General features: G+C 67.5%; 16 protein-coding genes and 1 pseudogene. 2 read left to right on the top strand and 15 right to left on the bottom strand.

The window, feature by feature from the left end; genetic code table 11:
• Nucleotides 1-213: 213 nt before the first annotated feature.
• The 15 genes and pseudogenes from SB764_RS35725 to SB764_RS35655 form a co-directional block, all read right to left on the bottom strand.
• Nucleotides 214-558: pseudogene (locus SB764_RS35725) on the bottom strand (Na+/H+ antiporter subunit G); the annotation flags it as partial.
• A gap of 13 nt (nt 559-571) precedes the next feature.
• The gene (locus tag SB764_RS35720) at nt 572-847 is read right to left on the bottom strand and encodes a K+/H+ antiporter subunit F (RefSeq protein WP_065063380.1); all 276 of its coding nucleotides are present in this window, start codon (nt 845-847) and stop codon (nt 572-574) included.
• Entirely contained in the window at nt 841-1,335 is a 495-nt protein-coding gene (locus SB764_RS35715; protein ID WP_065063378.1) for a Na+/H+ antiporter subunit E, read from the bottom strand. The genes SB764_RS35720 and SB764_RS35715 overlap by 7 nt, the downstream gene beginning before the upstream one ends.
• Before the next feature lie 2 nt (nt 1,336-1,337).
• Nucleotides 1,338-3,140 carry a monovalent cation/H+ antiporter subunit D gene (locus SB764_RS35710; protein WP_410866209.1) on the bottom strand — a complete coding sequence of 601 codons (1,803 nt, stop codon included), beginning with the start codon at nt 3,138-3,140 and terminating at the stop codon, nt 1,338-1,340.
• Nucleotides 3,137-3,493, bottom strand: a complete 357-nt coding sequence (locus SB764_RS35705) for a Na+/H+ antiporter subunit C (protein ID WP_410866208.1) — start codon at nt 3,491-3,493, stop codon at nt 3,137-3,139. Before SB764_RS35705 ends, SB764_RS35710 begins: the two co-directional genes overlap by 4 nt.
• Nucleotides 3,493-6,294: a monovalent cation/H+ antiporter subunit A gene (locus tag SB764_RS35700; RefSeq protein ID WP_321903539.1), complete on the bottom strand. Its 2,802-nt coding sequence runs from the start codon at nt 6,292-6,294 to the stop codon at nt 3,493-3,495. The genes SB764_RS35705 and SB764_RS35700 overlap by 1 nt, the downstream gene beginning before the upstream one ends.
• A 137-nt stretch (nt 6,295-6,431) precedes the next feature.
• Nucleotides 6,432-7,559: an ABC transporter permease gene (locus tag SB764_RS35695; protein WP_410866207.1), complete on the bottom strand. Its 1,128-nt coding sequence runs from the start codon at nt 7,557-7,559 to the stop codon at nt 6,432-6,434.
• A gap of 1 nt (nt 7,560) precedes the next feature.
• Nucleotides 7,561-10,296 (bottom strand): ribosome-associated ATPase/putative transporter RbbA, encoded by a 2,736-nt coding sequence (gene rbbA, locus SB764_RS35690; RefSeq protein ID WP_410866206.1) that lies wholly within the window; start codon nt 10,294-10,296, stop codon nt 7,561-7,563.
• Entirely contained in the window at nt 10,296-11,363 is a 1,068-nt protein-coding gene (locus tag SB764_RS35685) for an HlyD family secretion protein (protein WP_065063371.1), read from the bottom strand. Before SB764_RS35685 ends, rbbA begins: the two co-directional genes overlap by 1 nt.
• A gap of 16 nt (nt 11,364-11,379) precedes the next feature.
• Nucleotides 11,380-13,044, bottom strand: a complete 1,665-nt coding sequence (locus tag SB764_RS35680; protein ID WP_080180675.1) for an efflux transporter outer membrane subunit — start codon at nt 13,042-13,044, stop codon at nt 11,380-11,382.
• Between the two features lie 572 nt (nt 13,045-13,616).
• Entirely contained in the window at nt 13,617-14,126 is a 510-nt protein-coding gene (locus tag SB764_RS35675) for a carboxypeptidase regulatory-like domain-containing protein (RefSeq protein ID WP_183717481.1), read from the bottom strand.
• A gap of 216 nt (nt 14,127-14,342) precedes the next feature.
• On the bottom strand, nt 14,343-16,070 hold the full coding sequence (locus SB764_RS35670; protein ID WP_065063367.1) for a lactate permease LctP family transporter: 1,728 nt from the start codon (nt 16,068-16,070) through the stop codon (nt 14,343-14,345).
• 107 nt (nt 16,071-16,177) lie between these two features.
• Nucleotides 16,178-17,638 carry a LutB/LldF family L-lactate oxidation iron-sulfur protein gene (locus SB764_RS35665; protein WP_065063365.1) on the bottom strand — a complete coding sequence of 487 codons (1,461 nt, stop codon included), beginning with the start codon at nt 17,636-17,638 and terminating at the stop codon, nt 16,178-16,180.
• Nucleotides 17,635-18,402 (bottom strand): LutC/YkgG family protein, encoded by a 768-nt coding sequence (locus SB764_RS35660; protein WP_410866205.1) that lies wholly within the window; start codon nt 18,400-18,402, stop codon nt 17,635-17,637. Before SB764_RS35660 ends, SB764_RS35665 begins: the two co-directional genes overlap by 4 nt.
• On the bottom strand, nt 18,399-19,199 hold the full coding sequence (locus SB764_RS35655) for a (Fe-S)-binding protein (protein WP_321858625.1): 801 nt from the start codon (nt 19,197-19,199) through the stop codon (nt 18,399-18,401). Before SB764_RS35655 ends, SB764_RS35660 begins: the two co-directional genes overlap by 4 nt.
• A 164-nt stretch (nt 19,200-19,363) precedes the next feature.
• Between SB764_RS35655 and SB764_RS35650 the strand changes: the two genes are divergently transcribed.
• Both SB764_RS35650 and SB764_RS35645 read left to right on the top strand, forming a co-directional pair.
• Nucleotides 19,364-20,191 (top strand): FadR/GntR family transcriptional regulator, encoded by an 828-nt coding sequence (locus SB764_RS35650; protein ID WP_110329664.1) that lies wholly within the window; start codon nt 19,364-19,366, stop codon nt 20,189-20,191.
• An 83-nt stretch (nt 20,192-20,274) separates the two neighbouring features.
• Nucleotides 20,275-20,676 carry a VOC family protein gene (locus SB764_RS35645; RefSeq protein ID WP_065063359.1) on the top strand — a complete coding sequence of 134 codons (402 nt, stop codon included), beginning with the start codon at nt 20,275-20,277 and terminating at the stop codon, nt 20,674-20,676.
• The last annotated feature ends 149 nt before the right edge of the window (nt 20,677-20,825 follow it).

The raw sequence follows: 20,825 nt of genomic DNA, 5'->3' as shown, positions 1-20,825 counted from the left end.
ACAAGCGCCGTGGCAGACCGGTCCGATGCGCCGCGCGTTGTCTTTACAACGAAAACCGTGAAAACAGTGAAACGATGCCGCTTTTAAGCGCGCCGGCGCTCAGGCATCCTGAGCGGGCGTGCCGTCCGGGTTCGGGTCTGCAACTTGCGGCTGGGAATCAGGATGCGCTTCGCGCACTTCGCGCACTTCGCGCACTTCGCGCGTGTCGCGCTTGTCGGCGCTCGCGCCCGTGATGGGCGGGCGTCCGCGCGTGGCCGCCGCGAGCGGCACGCGTTGCTGGGTGCCCGCCTTGGCGAGCATGTGCGCGCTGATCGGCGCGGTCAGAAACAGGAACGCCGGAATCAGCAATTCATGCAGGCTCGCGAAGTTGCTGTTCGCGCTGAAATAGATCACCGAGGCGAGCACGATGCCGCCTACACCCAGCGTGGTCGATTTGGTCGGGCCGTGCAGGCGCATGAAGAAGTCGGGCAGACGCGCGAGCCCGATGGCGCCGACCAGCGTAAACAGGCTGCCAATCAGCAGCAGCACGCAGACGATCGCTTCGACGACGGTTTGCATCGGCGGGCCTCGTTCAGTTGAGTTCGATGATGTCGCCGCGCTGCAGATACTTCGTCAGCGCGACGGTGCCCACGAAACCCATCACCGCGATCAGCAGCGCGACTTCGAAGAAGACCGTCGAGCGCAGGCTGATGCCGTACACCACGATCAGGGCGATCGCGTTGATGTTGAGCGTGTCGAGCGCGACGATGCGGTCGGGCAGCGACGGCCCGCGCACGAGCCGCACGAGCGTGAGCAGAAAAGCAAGGCCGAGGATCGCGAGCGAAACCGGAATGGCGATGGCTAGCATGCGAAGATCTCCATCAACGGGGCTTCGTAACGGGACTTGATGAGCGCGACAAGCGCGGCTTCGTCGTCGAGGTCGAGCACGTGCACGACGAGGCGCGTGCGGTCGTCGCTGAGTTCGGCGCACAGCGTGCCGGGACTCAGCGAGACGATGCTGATGAGCGCCGTGAGCGCGATTTCATGCGTGCTGTCGAGCGGCACTTCGATGAAGGCCGGGCGCAGACGTTTCGTCGGGCCGAGCACGAGCAGCGCGACTTCCACATTCGCCACCACGATATCGATCAGCACGTGCAGCGTGAGCCGCACGAGCCGCCACGGCTTGCCGAAGCGCACCGGCTGCAGCCACAGACCTTCGCCGACGCAAAACGAAATCACGCAGCCCAGCGCCGCGCCGAGCAGCAGATTGCCCGGCGAGAGGTCGTTCATCAGCAGCACCCAGCAGACGAGCAGTACGAGGGTGAGCCACGGATGCGGAAAGAGCCGTTTCAGCATGATCAGCTCCCTTGGGCCGCGGGCGCGGGTGGGTTCGACGGCGCGTTCGAATTTGCGTCCGAATTGACGTCCGAACTTGCGTCCGAAGGCGCGGGCAGGACCGCATGCACGTAGGCTTCGCGGTCGAGCAGTTGCGCGGCGGTGTCGTCGAGATAATGACGCACTGCGCCTGCGCCCAGCGTGATCGCCGCCACGCAGCCCAGCAGCAGCGCGCAGGCCGCGAGCTTCGCGTTGCTGCCGCGCGGCGCGGGCGTGGTGGCGTGGGCCTGAACGCGCGCGGCAGGCTCGGCCCACAGCAGGCGCGTGCCGGTGCGGCTCAGCGCGACGATCGACAGCAGGCTCGACAGCAGCACGGCGGGCCACAGCACGGCGGCCGGGCCAAGCGGTGTGGCGGAGAGCACCATGGCCTTGCCGAGGAAGCCCGAGAGCGGTGGCAGACCCGCCGCGCCGACCGCCGCGATCAGATAGAGCAGCCCGGCGACGTTCGAGGGCCACGGCGCGTGCGTCGGGTGTTCGGCAGGTGCGGTGTGCCGGGCCGGTTCCGCATGCGCCAATTCAGCCGATTCAGCCGATTCGGCCGCCTCAGCCGCTGCGGCCGCTTGCGCCTTGCGCTTGCGCGCGAGTCGCGCCACCGCCGCCGCGTCGGATTCGGGCGAGATCGCGGCCACGTTGGCGTCGTCGAGTGCTTCGAGCGAACCGGGTTCGACGCTCTCGGCGGCGGCTGCATGCGGCGTGGCGGGCGCTTCGGGTTCGAGCGTATCGGCGAGCAGGAACAGCGCGCCCGTGCACAGCGTCGTGCTGATCAGGTAGTAGAGCAGCGCGCTCCACGCGAGCGGCGTCTGCTGCGTGGCGGCCGCGATCAGCAAGCCGACGGACACCAGCACGAGATAGCCCGTCGTGGTCTTGAGGCTCGACACCGCGAGCGCGCCCAGCGCGCCGAACACGATGGTCGCGATCGCGAACCACCACGCCCAGTGATGCATGAACGCATCGAGCACGCCGCCCGCCGCGCCGAACACGAGCGCATCGCAGCGCAGCATCGCGTAGATGCCGACCTTCGTCATGATCGCGAATAGCGCCGCGACCGGGCCAATCGCGCTGCGGTACGCCTGCGGCAGCCACATCGACATCGGGAACACGGCGGCCTTCAGGCCGAACACGAGCATCAGCGTGATGCCCGCGAACTGCGCGAGCGGCAGCGTGCCCGTGGGCAGCAGCGCGAGACGCTGGCCCATGTCGGCCATGTTGAGCGTGCCGGTGATGCCGTAGAGCACGCCCAGCGCGATCAGGAAGAACGACGAACCGACGAGGTTCATCAGCAGATAGTGCAGGCCGTTGCGCACGCGCCGCGCGCCGCCGCCATGCAGCAGCAGCGCATACGAGGCGATCAGCAGCAGTTCGAAGAACACGAACAGATTGAACAGGTCGCCCGCGAGGAACGCGCCGTTCAGGCCCATCAGCTCGAACTGGAACAGCGCGCGGAAATAGCGTCCGCGCCGCGCGTCGGCGCTCGACGTGCCGATCAGGCAGCACACCGCGAGCACGGCGGTGAGCAGCAGCATCAGCGCGCCGAGCCGGTCGAGTTGCAGCACGATGCCGAACGGCGCGCGCCACGCGCCGAGCGCATACGTGACGATCTCGCCTTGCGCCGCGCGCGCCATCAGCAGGCAGGCGAGCGGCAGCAGCGCGATCGTGGCGGCCGCGTTGAGCGCGCGTTGCAGCCGCTTGGCGCGCGGCGGCAGCGCGACGATCGCCGCCGCCGCGAACAGCGGAATCAGGATGGGGAGCAGGAGGGCGTGATTCATTCGTCGCGCAGCGCCTCGCCGGAGATGCGGTTGTCGCTCAGGCCGTCGACGTGATCGTTGCCCGTGATCGAGAGCGAGCGCAGCGCGAGCACGACCGTGAAGGCCGTCATGGCGAAGCCGATCACGATCGCGGTGAGCACGAGCGCCTGCGGCACCGGATCGGCATAGGCCGCGCTCGGCGCGATCACGGGCGGCTTGCCGGTCGAGAGCCGGCCCATGCCGAGCAGAAACAGATTGATCGCATACGAGAACAGCGTGATGCCGAGAATCACGGGCAGCACGCGCGCGCACAGCAGCAGGTAGATGCCGCAGGCGCAGAGCACACCGATTGCGGCGGCGAAGGCGGCTTCCATCAGCTTTTCTCCACGGATTGCATGTCCTTGTCGCGCACGCCGAGGTGCGAAACGATCGTCAGCGTGGTGCCGACCACCGCGCCCATCACGCCCAGATCGAACAGCATCGCCGTGCTCAATTCGATCTCGCCGATCAGCGGCAGATGGAAGTGTCCGAACGCGCTCGTCAGGAACGGATAACCGAACGCGAGACTGCCGAGCCCCGTGGCCGCCGCCACGAGCAGCCCGAGCCCGGCGAGCGCGCGATAGTTGATGCGGATGCGCGATTCGGTCCACAACACGCCGCTCGCCACGTATTGCAGCAGCAGCGCGACAGAGACGATCAGCGAGGCGATGAAGCCGCCGCCCGGCAGATTGTGGCCGCGCAGGAACACGAATACGGCGACCAGCACGGTGAGCGGCAGCATCAGCCGCGCGAGGATCGCGAGCAGCAGCGGATGCGATTGCGACGACCACGGCAAGCCGCCGGGACCGGTGCCGGGCGCTTTCAGACGCAGGCCGCGCAGCAGCGCCTTGACCGCGAGCCCGGCCACCACCAGCACGCTGATTTCGACCATCGTGTCGAAGCCGCGAAAGTCGACGAGGATCACGTTCACGACGTTGTGGCCGCCGCTGCCGGGCAGCGCGTTGGCGAGGAAGTACGGCGCGATGCCGGGTTCCGGCGGGCGTGTCATCACTTCGTAGGCGACGCTGCCGAGCAGGCCGCCACCCGCGAGCGCGAGCAGACCGTTGCGCAGGCGGGCGGGAATCGGCTCGATGGCGGTCTGCAGTTGCGGCAGGAAGTAGATCGCGAGCACCAGCAGCAGGATCGTGACCACTTCCACGGAGATCTGCGTGAGCGCGAGGTCGGGCGCGGAGAAGCGCGCGAACGCGAGCGTCACGAGCAGCCCGCAGGTGCTCAGCATCACGAGTGCGTAGAGCGTGTGCGCGCGCACGAGCACCACGCCGAGCGCGAGCAGCGCCATCAGCCCGAGACCGCAGAGCGTGAGCGGATCGGGCGGCATGCTCGCGTACGTGCCGCCGAATGCGTCCAGCGCGACGAACGACGCGCCTGGCACGATCAGCATCGCGGCGATCATCCACGAGAGATAGTGCGGCAGCGAGCGCGTTTCGAACACGCGCACGACCGCGCCCGCGCCTTTTTCGAGCCGCTGCACGAAGCGGTCGAAACCCTCGCTCGCGTTCATTTCCGTGAGCAGCGAGCGATGATGGCGGAACGCGTCGCGGCGCGCGAAGAACAGCACGCCGCCCGCGACGAACGAAACCACGCTCATGACGAGCGGCGTATTGATGCCGTGCCACAGGCTCAGGCTGTATTCGGGCAGCTTGCCGCCGAGCGTGAACCACGCCGCCGATTCGAGCAGACGGCCGATCGCCTGTTGCGGAAAGAGCCCGATCAGCAGACAGATCACCACGAGGATTTCCACCGGCAGCTTCATGAAGCGCGGCGGTTCGTGCGGCGGATAGTGCGGCAGATCGCGCGGCGTTTCGCCGTCGAAGAACACGCCCCAGACGAAGCGCAGCGAGTACGCCACCGAGAGCGCGGCGGCCACGATCGCGACGACCGGAATCGTCCAGTTCAACGGGCCGAACATGCCTTGCGCGAGCGTCTCGCCGAAGAACATTTCCTTCGAGAGGAAGCCGTTGAGGAGCGGCACGCCCGCCATCGCGAGCGACGCGACGCTGGCCAGCACGGCGGTGTGCGGCATGTATCTGCGCAAGCCGCGCAGGCGGCCCAGATCGCGCGTGCCGGTTTCGTGATCGATGATGCCCGCAGCCATGAACAGCGACGCCTTGAACACCGCATGGTTGACGGTGTGAAACAGCGCGGCGACGGTGGACAGCTGCGTGTCGAGACCGAACAGCAGCACGATCAGACCGAGATGGCTGATGGTGGAATAGGCGAGCAGGCCCTTGAGATCGCGCTGAAACAGCGCCATCGACGCGCCGCCCACGAGCGTGACGAGCCCGGCGAGCGTCGCCGTATAGGCCCACCAGTGCGTGCCTTCGAACACGGGATAAAGACGAGCGAGCAGGAATACGCCGGCCTTCACCATCGTCGCCGAATGCAGGTAGGCGGAGACGGGTGTGGGCGCGGACATCGCATGCGGCAGCCAGAACTGGAACGGGAACTGCGCCGACTTCGTGAAGGCCGCGAACAGCGTGAGCAGCAGAATGGCCGGATAGAGCGGATCGTGCTGGATCTTGTCGACCTGCGCGAGCACGTCGTTCAGTTCATAGCTGCCGCAGACGTGGCCGAGCAGCAGCACGGCGGCGAGCAGCGCGAGCCCGCCCGCGCCCGTGATGGTGAGCGCCATGCGCGCGCCGCGCCGCGCGTCGGGACGCGACGGCCAGAAGCCGATCAGCAGGAAGGAGACGAGGCTCGTCAGCTCCCAGAAGATCACGAGCAGCAGCAGATTGTTCGCGAGCACGACGCCGAGCATCGCGCCCATGAAGAGCAGAAGCAGCAGGTAGAGACGCGGCAGCGCTTCGCTGCCCGCGAGGTAGTAGCGCGCGTAGATGAACACCAGCAGGCCGATGGCGAGCACCAGCAGCGCGAACATGAACGACAGGCCGTCGAGCCGCAGCGAGAGCGCGAGGCCGATGTCGGGCACCCACTCGTGACGCCATTGCAGCACGCCGTGGGGCGACATGCCGACGCGTTCGCTGAGCAGCAGGCCGAGGCCGAACAGCGCCGCCGCGAACGCGATCCAGGTGGAGAGCGCGCTGGCGCGGCGCGCCGCGAGCGCCACCAGCGCCGCAGCCACGAACGGAAGTACGACGAGCCAGCCCAATACCATTCGATACTCTCCGGGAATCCCGCTGCACGCGGTGTGAACGGTGCGGGCCCGCCGGGCCGCATCCACGATCATAGCCGCAAACGGGGACGGAGTTCATGCGATCGGCATCCACGCCCGTGCGCCCGGCAGGACGCGGATCAGGCCATCTGGCTGAGCGTCTTGCGAAAGCGCGCGAGCGAGAACGCGAACAGCACCGAGCCGATCACGGCGAGCCAGAGGAACGGCTGCCAGACGACCGAGATGCCCGCGCCGCGAAACAGGATCGCCTGTCCCAGCTCGACGAAGTGCGTGGTGGGCGCGGCGAGCATGATGTGCTGCACGAACTCGGGCATGCTTTCGCGCGGCGTGCTGCCGCCCGAGAGCATCTGCAGCGGCAGCAGCACGAGCACGAGCAGCATGCCGAATTGCGGCATGCTGCGCGCGAGCGTCGCCATGAAGATGCCCATCGAGGTCGTGGCGAACAGATGCAGCGCCGCGCCCGCGAGAAACAGCGCGACCGATCCTTCGATCGGCACATGCAGCGCGCCGCGCACGATGAACGTGAGCGAGAGCGCGGCGGCCACCAGCACCACGATCCCCATTGACCAGACCTTCGCGACCATGATCTCGGTCGGCGTGACCGGCATCACCAGCAAATGCTCGATGGTGCCGTGCTCGCGCTCGCGTATCAGCGCCGCGCCCGTGAGAATGATGGAGAGCATCGTCACGTTGTTGATGATTTCCATCAGCGAGCCGAACCACGCCTGGGTGAGATTCGGATTGAAGCGCATACGCACGGCGAGATCGACGGGCAGTTCGGTCGGCGCGCGATAGCGGTTCACGAACTCCGTGGCTTCGTCGTTGATCATCTGCTGGATGTAGCTGCTGCCGGTGAACGCCTGGCTCATGCGCGTGGCGTCGACGTTGAGCTGCACTTCGGCCGCGCGTCCGGCGAGCACGTCGCGTTGCAGATTGGGCGGAATGTTCAGCACGAACGTGTAATTGCCCGCGTCCATGCCGCGATCGGCCTGCACGGGCGTGACCATCACGGGCGCAAGAAAGTGCGGCGGGAAGAACGCCTGGATCAGGCGCTGCGAGAGCGGCGAGACGTCGTTGTCGATCACGGCGATGGGCGCCATGTGCAGCGTTTCGGGCCGCGACGTGGCCGACGAATAGATCATCGCCGTGAACGAGAAGATGATGAGGATCAGCAGCATCGGGTCGCGCGCGAGGCTCCAGAGCTCCTTCACGCCGAGGCGGTAGATGTTGGCGAGATGGCGGCGCATGTCAGCTCTCCTGCTTCTTGAGCAGCGCGACGGTCACGCCGAGCACGATGGGCGTGGCGATCGCCAGCGGCCAGAACGAGTTCCACAGATCGCTGAAATGCAGCGCCTTGTTGAACACGCCCCGGCTGATGGTGAGCATGTGGCTCGCCGGATAGATCTGCCCGATGATGCGTCCCGCGCCTTCGAGCGACGAAACCGGCGTGATGAGCCCCGCGAACTGCACCGCGGGCACCATCGTGCCGATCATCGTGAAGAACAGCGCGGCGATCTGGCTCTTCGTGAACGTGGAGGCGAGCAGGCCGATGGCGGTCGCGCACAGGCAGTAAAGCATGCCCGCCGCGAACAAGGTCGGGAAGCTGCCTTTGATCGGCACGCCGAACAACGTAATGGCGAGGAACACCATCAGCAGGAAGTTGAGCATCGCGAGCAGCACGTACGGCGCCTGCTTGCCGAGCAGGAATTCGAGCCGCGTGACCGGCGTGACGTAGAGGTTGATGATCGAGCCGAGTTCCTTTTCGCGCACCACGGCGAGCGCGGTGAGCATGGCGGGCATCATCAGCAGCAACACGGGGATCACGGCGGGCACCATCGCGGGCAGGCTGCGCACGTCGGGGTTGTAGCGAAAGCGTGTTTCGACGGCTACGGCGGCATGCGCGTCGGCGCCCAGACGCAGCTTCGCCTGTTCGAGCAGCCAGCCCTGATGCATGCCCATGATGTAGCCGCGCACGGTTTCCGCGCGCTGCGGCATCGCGCCGTCGACCCACACGCCGATCTGCACCGCCTTGCCGCGCGCCACGTCGCGTGCGAAGCCGGGTGGAATCTCGACCGCGAGCGCGAGTTCGCCGCTGCGCATGCGCTTGTCCATGTCCGCGTAGCTCGCCAGCGGCGGCCGCTCGATGAAGTAGCGCGAGCCCGCGAGATTCAGCTCGTAGTTGTGCGAGAGCGCGGTGCGGTCGTGATCGAGCACCGCGAAGCGCAAATCCTCCACGTCCATGCTGATGCCGAAGCCCATCACGAACAGCAGCAACAGCGAGCCCGCGAGCGCGAGCGTCGCGCGCACGGGGTCGCGCCGCAGTTCGAGCGCCTCGCGCCACATATAGCTCCACGCGCGCTGCAGGCTGAAGCCGCGATGCTGTTGCGGATGCGCGGCGGCGTCGGGATTTTCGGCCAGCACGGAGAGTTCGTCGCCGGTGTTTTCCTCGGTGCCCGCGCCCGCATCCACGAGCCAGGCGATGAACGCTTCTTCGAGCGTGGCCGCGCCGCGATCGCGCGTGATGTTCGCGGGCGTGTCGCTCACCAGCACGCGGCCCGCGTGCATCAGCGAAATGCGGTCGCAGCGCCCGGCCTCGTTCATGAAGTGCGTGGAGATGAAGATCGTCACCTGATCTTCGCGCGCGAGCGTGATCAGCAGGCGCCAGAAGTTGTCGCGCGCGACCGGATCGACGCCCGAGGTCGGTTCGTCGAGGATCAGCAACTCGGGCTTGTGGACCATCGCCACCGCGAGCGAGAGCCGCTGGCGCACGCCGAGCGGCAGGCTGTCGGGCAGCGTGTCGAGCGCGTCGGCGAGGTCGAAGCGCTCGACCATTTCGTCGACGCGCGCCGGAATGTCGGCTTCGGGCACATGAAACAGACGCGCGTGCAGCACCAGATTCTGGCGCACCGTGAGTTCGCCATAGAGCGAAAACGCTTGCGACATGTAGCCCACGCGGCGGCGCGTGTCGAGGTCGCGCGGATCGACTTCGTGCCCGAACAGCCAGGCTTTGCCTTCGGTCGCGGGCAGCAGGCCCGTGAGCATTTTCATCGTCGTCGACTTGCCGCAGCCGTTCGAGCCGAGAAAGCCGAAAATCTCGCCGCGCTGAATGCGAAAGCTCACGTGATCGACGGCCACGAAGTCGCCGAAACGCATCGTCAGGCCTTTGGCCTCGATGGCGATTTCGGTGTGCTCGTCGACGTTGAGCGGCACGATCTCGACCGGCTGGTGGCCGCGCTTTTTCGCCTCGGGCAGCAGCGCGATGAAGGCTTCTTCGAGCGAGTCCGTGTGCGTGCGTTCGAGCAGTTCGGCGGGCTTGCCGGTCGCGAGCACCGCCCCGTCGTCCATCGCGATCAGCCAGTCGAAGCGCTGCGCCTCGTCCATGTACGCGGTCGCGACGATCACGCTCATCGACGGGCGTTCCTTGCGGATGCCGTTGATGAGGTCCCAGAACTGCGCGCGCGCGAGCGGGTCGACGCCCGTGGTCGGTTCGTCGAGGATCAGCAGGTCGGGGTCGTGGATCAGCGCGCAGCACAGGCCGAGCTTCTGCTTCATGCCGCCCGAGAGTTTGCCCGCGGGGCGCGCGAGAAACGGATCGAGGCCGGTGCTGCGCGTGAGCGCGTCGATGCGGCGGCGGCGCTCGTGTTCGTCGTGGCCGAACAGGCGGCCGAAGAACTGCAGATTCTCTTCGACCGAGAGCGTGGGATAGAGGTTCTTGCCGAGCCCTTGCGGCATGTAGGCGATGCGCGGGCAGACGTCGTCGCGATGCTTCTTGCTCGACATGTCGCCGCCGAGCACGCGCACGATCCCTTGCTGCACCTTGCGCGCGCCCGCGATCAGCGAAAGCAGGCTCGACTTGCCCACGCCGTCCGGGCCGATCATGCCGATCATCAGCCCGGCGGGGATGTCCTGGGTGACGTCGTGAAGCGCGACGATCTTGCCGTAGTGCAGGCCGACGTGCTCGAGGCGAACGACGGGTTCGCTCATCAGGGCACCTTGATCTTGAGTTTGTCGGGCCATTCCTCGTCGGGGTCGAGCTTGACCCAGGCGACGCCGGGCAGGCCGGTCTTCACGTACTTGAGATGCGCCTGAAGCAGCACGGGATCGATCTGCGCCTTCACGCGGAACATCAGCTTTTCGCGCTCGCTTTGCGTTTCCACCGTCTTGGGCGTGAACTGCGCGGTCGAGGACACGAACGTGACCTTGGCGGGAATCACCCATTCCGGCGCGGCGTCGAGAATGATGTGCACGTCCTGGCCGAGCGAGACGCGGCCCGCCGCGTTGGTCGGCAGGAAGAAGGTGAGGTAGACGTCGGCGAGGTCGATCATGTTGAGCACCTTGCCGCCCGCGCCGAGCACTTCGCCGGGCTGCGCGACGCGGTACTGCACGCGCCCCGCGCGCGGCGCTTTCAGATCGCTGTCCTGAATGTCGGCCTGCACGCGGTCGATGGTCGCCTGCGCCGCCGCGATCGCCGAGACCGCGCCCGTCTGCTGCGCCTTGGCCGCCGAGACGGCCGCCGCCGCGGCGGTGACCTGCGCCTTGGCGGCGGCCACGGCGGCTTGCGAGCTTCGCACGCGCGCGCGGTCGTCGTCGAGTTCCTGCATCGACGATGCGCCTTCCTTCGAGAGTTTTTCCGAGCGCGCGAGACGGCGGCGCGCGGCGTCCAGTTCGCTTTCGCGTTGCGCGACGACAGCCTCGGCGGCGCGCTGGTCGCTCTCGCGCAGGGCGATCGTCGCCTTCGCGCTCGCGTCGGTATTGACGGCCTGCTGATGCTGCGCGACCGCTTCGCTGCGCTGCGCCTGGAGCGTGTCGACCTGCATGTGCGCGAGCACCTGGCCCGCCTCGACGAAATCGCCTTCCTTGACCAGCACGTCCTGCACGCGGCCCGCGAGTTTGGTGGCCACGTCGATCTCGGTGGCTTCGATGCGGCCGTTGCCGTTCACGAAACCGGCGCCCGGACCGCGATCGGCGTAATAGCGCCAGCCGAAATAACCGCCCACCGCGAGCACGATCACGACGACGGCGGGAATCACTTTGCGGGCTGAAATCTGCATGGCGGCAACCTCGGAATCAGGGAGTGTGGGGCGCGGCGGCGGGCGCGCGCGACGCCTTCGGGGCCGGCTTCGCGCTCGGCGTGCCGGTGCCGGGCGCGGCGATCTCGGGCGAAATGGCGTGCGTTGCGCCGGGCGAAACGGTCGCGCCGTTTGTGTCGCTTTCCGAACCCATCACGCCGGGCGCGCTCGTGGCAAATCCGCCGCCGCCGAGCGCCGCATAGAGCGAGACGCGGCTCGACAGATACGCGCGCCGCGTTTGCACGAGCTGCTGCTGCACCGCGAGCAGGTCGCGCTGGGCGTCGAGCACTTCGAGGAACGGCGACGCGCCGTGGTCGTAGCGCAACTGCGCGAGGCGCGCGCGTTCGGCCTGGGCGGCTTCGGTCGCGCGCAACGTCTCGACCTGTTCGGCGAGCCATTCGCGCGCGGCCAGCGCGTCGGCCACGTCGCGGAACGCCGACTGCACCGCGCGTTCGTACGAAGTCACGGCCTGATCGCGCTGCGACTTCGCGACTTCGAGATTCGATTCGCGGCGGCCCATGTCGAAGATCGGCAGCGACACGCTCGGCCCGAAATTCCACGCGCGGCTCGGGCCGGTGAAGAGGTCGGAAAGCTGGGTGCTGGCGGTGCCGAATGCGCCGGTCAGCGTGATCTTCGGGAAGAATTCCGCGCGCGCCGCGCCGATGTTCGCATTCGCGCCGCGCAACTGGAATTCGGCGGCGACGATGTCGGGCCGATTGGTCAGCAGGTCGGACGGCAGGCCCGGCGGCAGGTCGCGCATCACGGCGTGGTCGTCGAGCTTGACGTCGATATGCGGCATGTCGATGGGCTTGCCCACGAGCAGTTGCAGCGCATTCACGCGCGTCGCGCGCTCCTGCTGGAGTTGCGCGCCGAGCGCCTCGGCCTGGCGCCAGAGCGTTTCGACCTGCTTGAGATCGAGCCGCGAGATCGCGCCGACTTCGTGACGCCGCGTGAAGATGCGGTACGACTCCTTGCGGCTCGCGATCGTCTGCTGCGTGAGGGTGATGCGTTCGTCGAGTTCGCGCAGGCTCAGATAGCTGTTGGCGACCTGCTCGACGACGGTGAGCGTGACGGCCTGGCGCGCGGCGTCGGTGGCGAGATAGTTCTGTAGCGCGGCTTCCTTGAGATTGGCCACGCGGCCCCAGAAGTCGAGTTCCCAGCTCGCGAGGCCGATGCCGACCTGATACTGGCTGGCCGTCACGGGCACGCCGTAACCCGAGAGCTGCGCGGGCACCCGCGCGCGGGCGAGATCGGCTTCCACGCCGATGGTCGGAAACTGGTCGGCGCGGCGAATGCCGTACATCGCGCGCGCTTCTTCCACGCGCTGGATCGCGAGTTGCAGATCCTTGTTGTAATCGAGCGCCTCGGCGATCAGACCTTGCAGCACGGGGTCGGTGAAGTAATCCTTCCAGCCCACCTGCACGGCGCTCAGCGTGTTCGCGCCGTTCGACGGCGTGCCGCTTTCGGGGAAGGTCTGCGGGACCGGCAAGGGCGGCTGCTCATACTCGGGCGCGAGCGAGACGCAGCCGGTGAAGGCCGTGGCGACGGCGGCGAAGGCGAGCGTCAGCGGCCAATGCCGGGCGTGGCGCGACGGAGCGGGCGTGCCGAACGTTCCGGACGAGCCGGTTGCGTCAAACGCGGCAACGACAGGGCGGCGGGTCATGGGTGACTTCTCCTCTCGCGCAGGCTGCGGTTCACACAGGGCGACGCGCGCGGCGCGCGTCATGCGCGCGAGGTCAGCGTCGGGCGTGGTGCGGGCGTCGAGTGAGGGGCGCAGCGGTGCGGCGGGCATCAATGCGCGCCGCCGTGCAAAGGCCGTGACCATCCGGCGTCCGGTGCTTCGATATGGGTGACGGCGCGCCGCATAACAAGCAACGCAAGGTGCGGCGCAGCGCCGCTCCGGCGCGGTGCGCGAACGACGAGGCGAGACGCGGGCGGGTGCACACGCGTCGCAAAGCGGCGATTCGATCGTTGAGTGGTCATCATCTTGCGGCGCGTGTGGCGGACGATGGCGACTCGCGGAATGCGGTGCGCATCGCGTCCGGGACGCGCGCGGCGCACGCGCGTCCCGATTCGCGAACGATCGTGACACAAAGCAAAAAGCCGTGACGGCGAGGTGCGCAGTCGAAACGCGTCGTCCGTTTCGACGCGGCGTGCGCCAATCGAGCGGCGGCGCGTGCCGCCGCCCGACGGGCGCGACTCGCGCGATGGCGGCTTACGCGGGCTTTCTTGCGCTTACATCGGCCAGACGAAAGCCTCGTGCGTGTGCGCGCGCTGGCCGATGTCGACGGTGCGGCGCACGGTCTTGCCGTCGTGGCTCGCAGTCACGATGTAATGTCCGTCGGGCAGCGTGACAAGCATGAACGGACCGTTCGTGCGCGTGGCGAGCAGTTGCTGGCCGTGCGCGTCGGCGATCTTCACCGGCACGTTGGCGAGATATTCATTGCCGCCCGCCGTCTGGCGCGCGAATTCGAGCGAGAGCGGATAACGCGGCATCGCGGCCTTGAATGCCGCCGACTGATCGCTGCCGATGCCGCCGGAGAGATACGCAATCGAGCCTGCGCGTTGCGGCGAAGGTAGCGCGCCGAGATTCGCTGCGGATGTGTCCGCGCTGGCGTTGGCGCTGGCGTTGGCATGATTCGCAAGCGCCGCCGCGAAAGCGCCTGGTGCGCCGAATGCGCCGAAGGTGAGCGCGAGCGACGCGGTCGTCGACAGCGCCATCCGTGTGAAAGTGCGTGCCTTCATGATCGACCTCCATCGATGTGAACGAGGTGAATCGAGCCTAGGCCGCATGACTTAAAAGTCCCTTAAAACAGGGCCGATTTGCCATTTTTCGATCGACACGCAAGTGCAAGCCATTTGAAAAAAAAGCCGCCGGTCGCGAGGCGAACGGCGGCTTGTGCTGGTGCCTTTGTGTGGCGTCGCCGCACGTACTGTGCGGCGCGCGGTCGAGCCATGCGCTTACTGCGGAATCATGCCCGTGAGCACATACGCCTGAATCAGCGTGACGATGCCGACGATGCCCGCGAAGAAGAGGCTATGGCGCACCGTGAAGCGGAACAGCGACGCTTCCTTGCCGACGAGACCCGTGGCCGCGCAGGCGACCGCGATCGATTGCGGCGAGATCATCTTGCCGCTCACGCCGCCCGAGGTGTTGGCCGCCACGAGCAGCGTGTCCGAGACGCCGATCTGGTGCGCCGTGGTGTGCTGGAGCGAGCAGAACAGCGCGTTCGACGAGGTGTCCGAACCGGTCAGGAACACGCCGAGCCAGCCGAGGAACGGCGAGAAGAACGGGAACGCCGCGCCCGTGCCGGCCAGCGCGAGCGCCAGCGTCGACGACATGCCCGAGTAGTTCGCCACGAACGCGAAGGCGAGCACGAGGCCGATCGACAGCACCGGACGGCGCAGGTCGCCGAGCGTTTCGAAGAACGCGGTCACGGCGGCGCGCGGCTTCATCTTCAGCACGATCACCGAGATGATGGCCGTGATCATGATCGCGGTGCCGACCGCCGAGAGCCAGTCGAGCTTGAACACGGCTTCGTAGGGCTTGGGCGAGGCGACGATCGGTGCGGTGCGCACCACGAGCTGATCGAGGCCCGGCACATGGAAGCTCAGCACGGTGCCCGCGAGCGCGCCCTTCGCGGCGAACAGCGCCTTGAACGGCTTCACGCTCCAGACCGTGACGATGGCGGTCAGCAGAATGAACGGCGACCAGGCACGCACGGTTTGCGCGAGCGAATACGGCGACGCCTGGCGGCTCGACGCTTTCGTGCCGTTGTTGCCATTGCCGCCGAACTGGCCGCCGCCGAAGCCGCCGAGCGTGGCCGCGCCGCCGCTCATGCGCGCATTTGCGCCGGCTGCTTGCATCGCGCGGCGCGGTTGCCACACGTTGAGGAAGGCCGCGAGCGCGACGAGGCTCACGAGCGCCGAGGTGATGTCCGGCAGTTCAGGCCCGATGTGATTCGACGTGAAGTACTGCGTGATCGCGAAGCTGCCGCCTGCGACCAGCGCGGCGGGCCACGTTTCCTTGAGGCCGCGCTTGCCGTCCATGATGAAGACGAGCCAGAACGGCACGAACAGCGACAGCAGCGGCAATTGACGACCCGCCATCGCGCCGATCAGAAACGGATCGATGCCCGTCACCTGGCCCGCGACGATGATCGGAATGCCCATCGCGCCGAACGCCACCGGCGCGGTGTTGGCGATCAGGCACAGGCCCGCGGCGTAGAGCGGCTCGAAGCCGAGCCCCACGAGCAGCGCCGAGGTGATGGCGACCGGCGCGCCGAAGCCCGCCGCGCCTTCGAGGAACGCGCCGAACGAGAAGCCGATCAGCAGCAGTTGCAGGCGTTGATCGTCGGTGATCGAGAGCACGGAGGCGCGAATCACTTCGAACTGCCCCGTCTTCACGACGATCTTGTAGAGGAACACGGCCGTCACGATGATCCACGCGATCGGCCAGATGCCGTAGGCGAAGCCGAAGCCCGCCGACACCAGCGCCTGCTTCACCGGCATGCCGTATTCGAAGATCGCCACGCCGAGCGCGAGCACGAGCGTGATCGCGGCAGCGACGTGACCCTTGAGGCGCAGGCCCGCGAGCGCGACGAAGAAGAACAGGATGGGCACGGCGGCCACGAGCGCGGACAGCCACAGACTGCCGAGCGGGGTATAGATCTGATGCCAGGGTTGCACTACGGTCTCCTCCGATGATGCGGATAAAAATGGCGATGCGGATCGTCAGGCCGGTTATGCAATGTAGTTCGGATGCCTGACGAGTTTGATTCGTAGCGAGTCGAACGCTATTGCGGCTGATCGCGCTCGCTGAGCAGATCGTGCAGGCTGCGCGGCGCGGGCTTGAGCGGCGTGCGATGCTGCGTCCAGCCCATCTGCTGCGAAGGCGCGAGCGCGCGCAGGCGCGTGGCGGCCCAGCGCAGCGCGCGATACGCACGCGGATGCGCGAATGCGCCGCTCCAGAAGCGCCAGACGAATTGCTCGCTCTTGCTGTGATTCGCGCCCTGGCCGCGCAGCGGATGCGCAACCGTTTCGTCGGGCGCGCGATTCGCTTCGGTGCGCAGACGCACGAGCAGTTGCGGAATCGGAATGCGCACGGGGCAGACTTCGCCGCAGGCGCCGCACAGGCTCGACGCGGTGGGCAGGTCGGCGGTCGCGTCTAGGCCGAGCAGATGCGGCGAAATGATCTTGCCGATCGGACCCGGATAGGTCGTGCCGTAAGCATGGCCGCCGATACGCGTGTACACCGGGCAATGATTCATGCACGCGCCGCAGCGGATGCATTGCAGCGTGGCGCGCAACTGCTCGTCGGCGTAGGCCTGGCTGCGGCCGTTGTCGAGCAGCACGAGATGCACTTCGCGCGGACCGTCTTGCTCGCCCGCGCGGCGCGGACTGCTGATCAGATTGAAATACGTGGTGATCGGCTGGCCGGTCGCCGAGCGCGTGAGCAGGCTCGAAAGCGGCACGATGTGTTCGAGCTTCGCGACCACTTTTTCCATGCCCATGATCGCGATATGCACGTCGGGGACCGTGGTCGACAGGCGGCCGTTGCCTTCGTTTTCGACGAGCCAGAGCGTGCCGGTATCGGCGGCGGCGAAGTTCACGCCCGAGAGACCGATCTGCGCGTCGATGAACGCGCGGCGCAGCGCGCGACGGCCCGTTTGAATCAGCGCGTCGACGTCTTCGGTATAAGGCGTGTCGGGAATGTGTTCCTCGAACAGATGCGCGATGTCGCCCTTCGTCTTGTGGATCGCGGGCATGACGATATGCGAGGGCTTTTCGCCCGCGAGCTGCACGATGTACTCGCCCATGTCCGACTCGATGCAGTCGATGCCGCGCTCGCCGAGGTAATGGTTGAGCTCGATTTCCTCGCTCGCCATCGACTTGCCCTTGATGACGCGCGTCGCGGCATGACGTTGCGCGATCTCGTGGACGATGCGATTGGCGTCGTCGGCGGTTTCGGCCCAATGCACGTGCACACCGTTCTCGCGCAGCTTCGCTTCGAGCTGTTCGAGCAGATCGGGCAGACGCGCGAGCGCGTGCTGGCGCACCGCTTCGCCGAGGTCGCGCAGTTGTTCGAGTTCGTCGGCTTCGGGAAACTGCGCGGCGCGCTTGCCTTGCAGGAAATCCATCGCGCCGCGAAAGCTCTTGCGCAATTGCGGGTCGTCGAGCGCGGTGCGCGCGCGAGTGCGGAACTCGGCGGTGGGCATGAAATGCAGCGTGTTTTCAGCGGTGCCGGCCGTGCTCATCGTGCGTCTCCCTGCGGGGCGGCGTTGTTATCGGCGCTGTCGTCGGCGTTGTCGTCGATGACGATCACCCACAGCGCACGCGGTCCGTGCGCGCCGTATGCCGTGGTCTGCTGGATGTCCGAGGTCTTCGAGGGACCGGAGATCATCACGAGATTGGTGGGCATGCCGTCGCGCCAGCGCTCCGCTTTGGCGGCGGCGTGCAGATCCGCGTGCAAGGTGTTGGCATACACGAGCGCGACGTGCAGCGGCGGCACCAGCGAAACCGTGCGCGGCGCTTGGGCGTCGGGGACGACGATCAGCGTGCCGGTGGCCGCGAGGCCCGAGCGCGCGACCGTGAAGCCCGCATCGATCGTGTCGAATAGTTCGGACTTCCAGGTTTCGATCGGCGCGTCGTAATGCTTCGCGGCAATCTGCGCAGGCAGCGCGGCGGCGAGTGCCGTGCCTTCGGCGCTCGACGGATCGAGCAGCAGACGCTTCACGCCCGCCTGCGCGAGACGGCCCGCGAGTTCGGCGGGCCAGGCTTGCGCGGTCGTGATCGTCACGTCGGCGTGCGCGGCTTCGAGCATGCGCTGGAATTGCGCGAGGCGCTCGGAATGCGTCAGGTTCGCGAGGGCGCGGCGAGCATCGAAATGCGCGTCGATGCGGGTATCTAGTGCGTCGATCTGCGTGGGCGCGGCGGCTGCGGTGGGCATGCTCGCACGCAGGCGTCCGAGCATGCGCGCGCGGGCGCCGGATGAGTCAGGTGTCTCGACTGCGTGCGTCATGCTGCGTCTCCGCCCGTGCGCCGCCACAGGAAGCTGGCGAGGTGTTCGACTTCGAGCGGCGCGCCTTTGCGCTCTGCCGCGTGGCCGATGTTCAGCAGACAGCCGCAATCGGCGGAAACGAGCCGGTTGCAGCCGGTCGCGCAGGCCGAGGCGATCTTGTCGGCGACCATCGCGCCCGAAATGTCGGGGTGCTTGAGCGAGAAGGTGCCGCCGAAGCCGCAGCATTCCGATTCGCGTTCGTGCTCGACGCGCGTAACGCCGGGCAGCGCATCGACGGCTTCGACGCCGTGTACGCGCGTGCCCATCTCGCGGCGCGCGCCGCACGAGGTGTGCAGCACGACGCGCTCGTCGGGCTGGGTGCGTGCGGCGTCGGCGTAAGCGCCCGCTGCGCCCAGATCGACATCGAGCACGCGCACGAGGAATTCGGTCAGTTCGTAGACGCGCGACGAGAGGTCGAGCGCGCGGGCTTCGTCAGCGGCTTCATCCGCGAACAGGGCGGGCCAGTGATGGCGCATCATGCCCGCGCACGAACCCGAGGGCACGATCACGGGCCACGGCTGCTCGAACAGGCCGAGCTGCGCGCGCGCCACCTCGCGCGCCTGGCGCGGGTTGCCGCTGCTGTACGCGGGCTGGCCGCAGCAGCTCTGGCCGCGCGGAAAGTGGACCGTGAGGCCTTCGCGTTCGAGCAGCTTGACCGCGTCGAGTCCGGCCTGCGGCACGAACAGGTCGACGAGGCAGGTGGCGAACAGGTAGACGTCGGTGGGACGCGGGCCGGTGGGGTAGAGCCGTGGCTTCATGTCTCGCTTTGGTATCGGGTGGCGCGTCGTCCGGCGCGGCGGTGCGCGGCAACGGCAGGTTTGTGGCGCATAATTGCCGCTTCGGGCGGCGCACACAAACTGGTTGGACCAGTGCGCATTCGCGCGCCGCCCGGATCACACGAAACACATCTCGGGGACGATCAATGAGGGACAGGGCGGGCGCACGCGGGCGCGTGGAAACGGTGATGAGGCGCATGGAAACGTCGCTGCTCGACGGCACGTGGGGCGCGGGCGCGAAGCTGCCGTCCGAGCGCGTGCTCGCGCAGGATTACGGCGTGGCGCGCAACACGGTGCGCGAGGCGACCCAGCGGCTCGCTGCGCGCGGACTCGTGGCGAGCCGCGCGGGCGCGGGCGTGTTTGTGACCGATCAGCTGCGCACGGGCTTCGCTTCGCCGTGGGGGCAACTGGTGGCCGACCATCCGGCCTTGCGCGACGACATCCTCGAATTCCGCCGCGTGCTGGAAGGCGCGACCGCGTATTTTGCGGCGCTGCGCGCGAGCGACGATGATCTTGCCCGCATCCGCGCGCAGATGGACGCGCTGGAGCGCACCCGCGAAGCCGACGACAAGACCGCCGAGGCCGACGCCGACGCAAAGCTGCACGAAGTCATCGCGCAGGCCTCGCACAACGCGATGTTCCTGCATCTGCACACGAGCGTGCTGGGCGTGCTGCGCGAGCACATCACGATCAACGGCACGGGGCTGCGCGAGCAGACCGCCGACGCCTCCGGGCTGTTGCTCCTGCAGCATCGCACGCTCTGCGACGCCATTCTGGCGCGGCGTCCCGAAGAGGCGCGCACGGCCATGCAGACGCATATCGACTTCGTGCGCGCGCGGGTCGGCGAGGAGAGCGGATTGTTCGAAACTGGTCCGACCAGTGGCGGTGAGCCCGGCGATCAAGCCGCTGGCAAGAAGGGCCGCCGATCCGCCGCGCCGAAGCTGGCGGGCAGGTCAAAGCGCGGGCGCGCCTGACGCCCCAGGCGGCGAAAGGCTGCTAAAGTCGGCGGACAGGGGCCGTGCGCGGCCCGCGACACCCATCACAAGGAGGCCAGGCCATGACCCCGCCCGCCGCGCGCAACGAAGCGCGTATCGAATCATTGAGCGCCGTGACCCTGACCGTGAGCGATCTCGCACGCTCGCTGCGTTTTTACGAGCCGCTTGGCTTCGCGCACAAACCGGGGCCGCGAATTGCGGGCTTCGCGTCGTTCGTGCTCGGCGGCGATGGCGGCGGCGAGTGCTACCTGAATCTGCTCGAAGGGCCGCATGACGCGGTGGCGGGCTGGGGACGCGTGATCCTCTACGTCTGCGGCGTCGACGCTTTTTACCAGCAGGCCGTGGCCGCCGGTTTCTCGCCCGAATTCGCGCCGCAGGACGCGCCGTGGGGCGAGCGCTATTTTCATCTGCGCGACCCGGACGGGCACGAACTCAGTTTTGCGCAACCGTTGCCGCGCACCTGAGCGCGCGCGGAGAATCGGTAAATCAGCGAATCGGCAATTCAGGCCATCGCGCGATGCATATGAAATACGCGTGACACCCGCCGCGCCGATAGTGGCGTGTGGCCGTGTCCATCGGCGCTTCGCTTGCGGGGCGCATCCGGCGCGGGGTG

It is taken from the genome of Paraburkholderia sp. SIMBA_027, from assembly GCF_046535315.1.
Taxonomy (GTDB): Bacteria; Pseudomonadota; Gammaproteobacteria; order Burkholderiales; family Burkholderiaceae; genus Paraburkholderia; species Paraburkholderia tropica.
The sequence above is the reverse complement of the archived record's forward strand: the minus strand, read 5'-3'. Positions and strand labels throughout refer to the sequence as shown.

What these genes read in the sequence shown, in the direction of transcription:
- SB764_RS35720 (WP_065063380.1), bottom strand. Translation starts at nt 847, where the DNA reads ATGCTAGCCATCGCCATTCCGGTTTCGCTCGCGATCCTCGGCCTTGCT.
- SB764_RS35715 (WP_065063378.1), bottom strand. Translation starts at nt 1,335, where the DNA reads ATGCTGAAACGGCTCTTTCCGCATCCGTGGCTCACCCTCGTACTGCTC.
- SB764_RS35710 (WP_410866209.1), bottom strand. Translation starts at nt 3,140, where the DNA reads ATGAATCACGCCCTCCTGCTCCCCATCCTGATTCCGCTGTTCGCGGCG.
- SB764_RS35705 (WP_410866208.1), bottom strand. Translation starts at nt 3,493, where the DNA reads ATGGAAGCCGCCTTCGCCGCCGCAATCGGTGTGCTCTGCGCCTGCGGC.
- SB764_RS35700 (WP_321903539.1), bottom strand. Translation starts at nt 6,294, where the DNA reads ATGGTATTGGGCTGGCTCGTCGTACTTCCGTTCGTGGCTGCGGCGCTG.
- SB764_RS35695 (WP_410866207.1), bottom strand. Translation starts at nt 7,559, where the DNA reads ATGCGCCGCCATCTCGCCAACATCTACCGCCTCGGCGTGAAGGAGCTC.
- rbbA (WP_410866206.1), bottom strand. Translation starts at nt 10,296, where the DNA reads ATGAGCGAACCCGTCGTTCGCCTCGAGCACGTCGGCCTGCACTACGGC.
- SB764_RS35685 (WP_065063371.1), bottom strand. Translation starts at nt 11,363, where the DNA reads ATGCAGATTTCAGCCCGCAAAGTGATTCCCGCCGTCGTCGTGATCGTG.
- SB764_RS35680 (WP_080180675.1), bottom strand. Translation starts at nt 13,044, where the DNA reads ATGACCCGCCGCCCTGTCGTTGCCGCGTTTGACGCAACCGGCTCGTCC.
- SB764_RS35675 (WP_183717481.1), bottom strand. Translation starts at nt 14,126, where the DNA reads ATGAAGGCACGCACTTTCACACGGATGGCGCTGTCGACGACCGCGTCG.
- SB764_RS35665 (WP_065063365.1), bottom strand. Translation starts at nt 17,638, where the DNA reads ATGAGCACGGCCGGCACCGCTGAAAACACGCTGCATTTCATGCCCACC.
- SB764_RS35660 (WP_410866205.1), bottom strand. Translation starts at nt 18,402, where the DNA reads ATGACGCACGCAGTCGAGACACCTGACTCATCCGGCGCCCGCGCGCGC.
- SB764_RS35655 (WP_321858625.1), bottom strand. Translation starts at nt 19,199, where the DNA reads ATGAAGCCACGGCTCTACCCCACCGGCCCGCGTCCCACCGACGTCTAC.
- SB764_RS35650 (WP_110329664.1), top strand. Translation starts at nt 19,364, where the DNA reads ATGAGGGACAGGGCGGGCGCACGCGGGCGCGTGGAAACGGTGATGAGG.
- SB764_RS35645 (WP_065063359.1), top strand. Translation starts at nt 20,275, where the DNA reads ATGACCCCGCCCGCCGCGCGCAACGAAGCGCGTATCGAATCATTGAGC.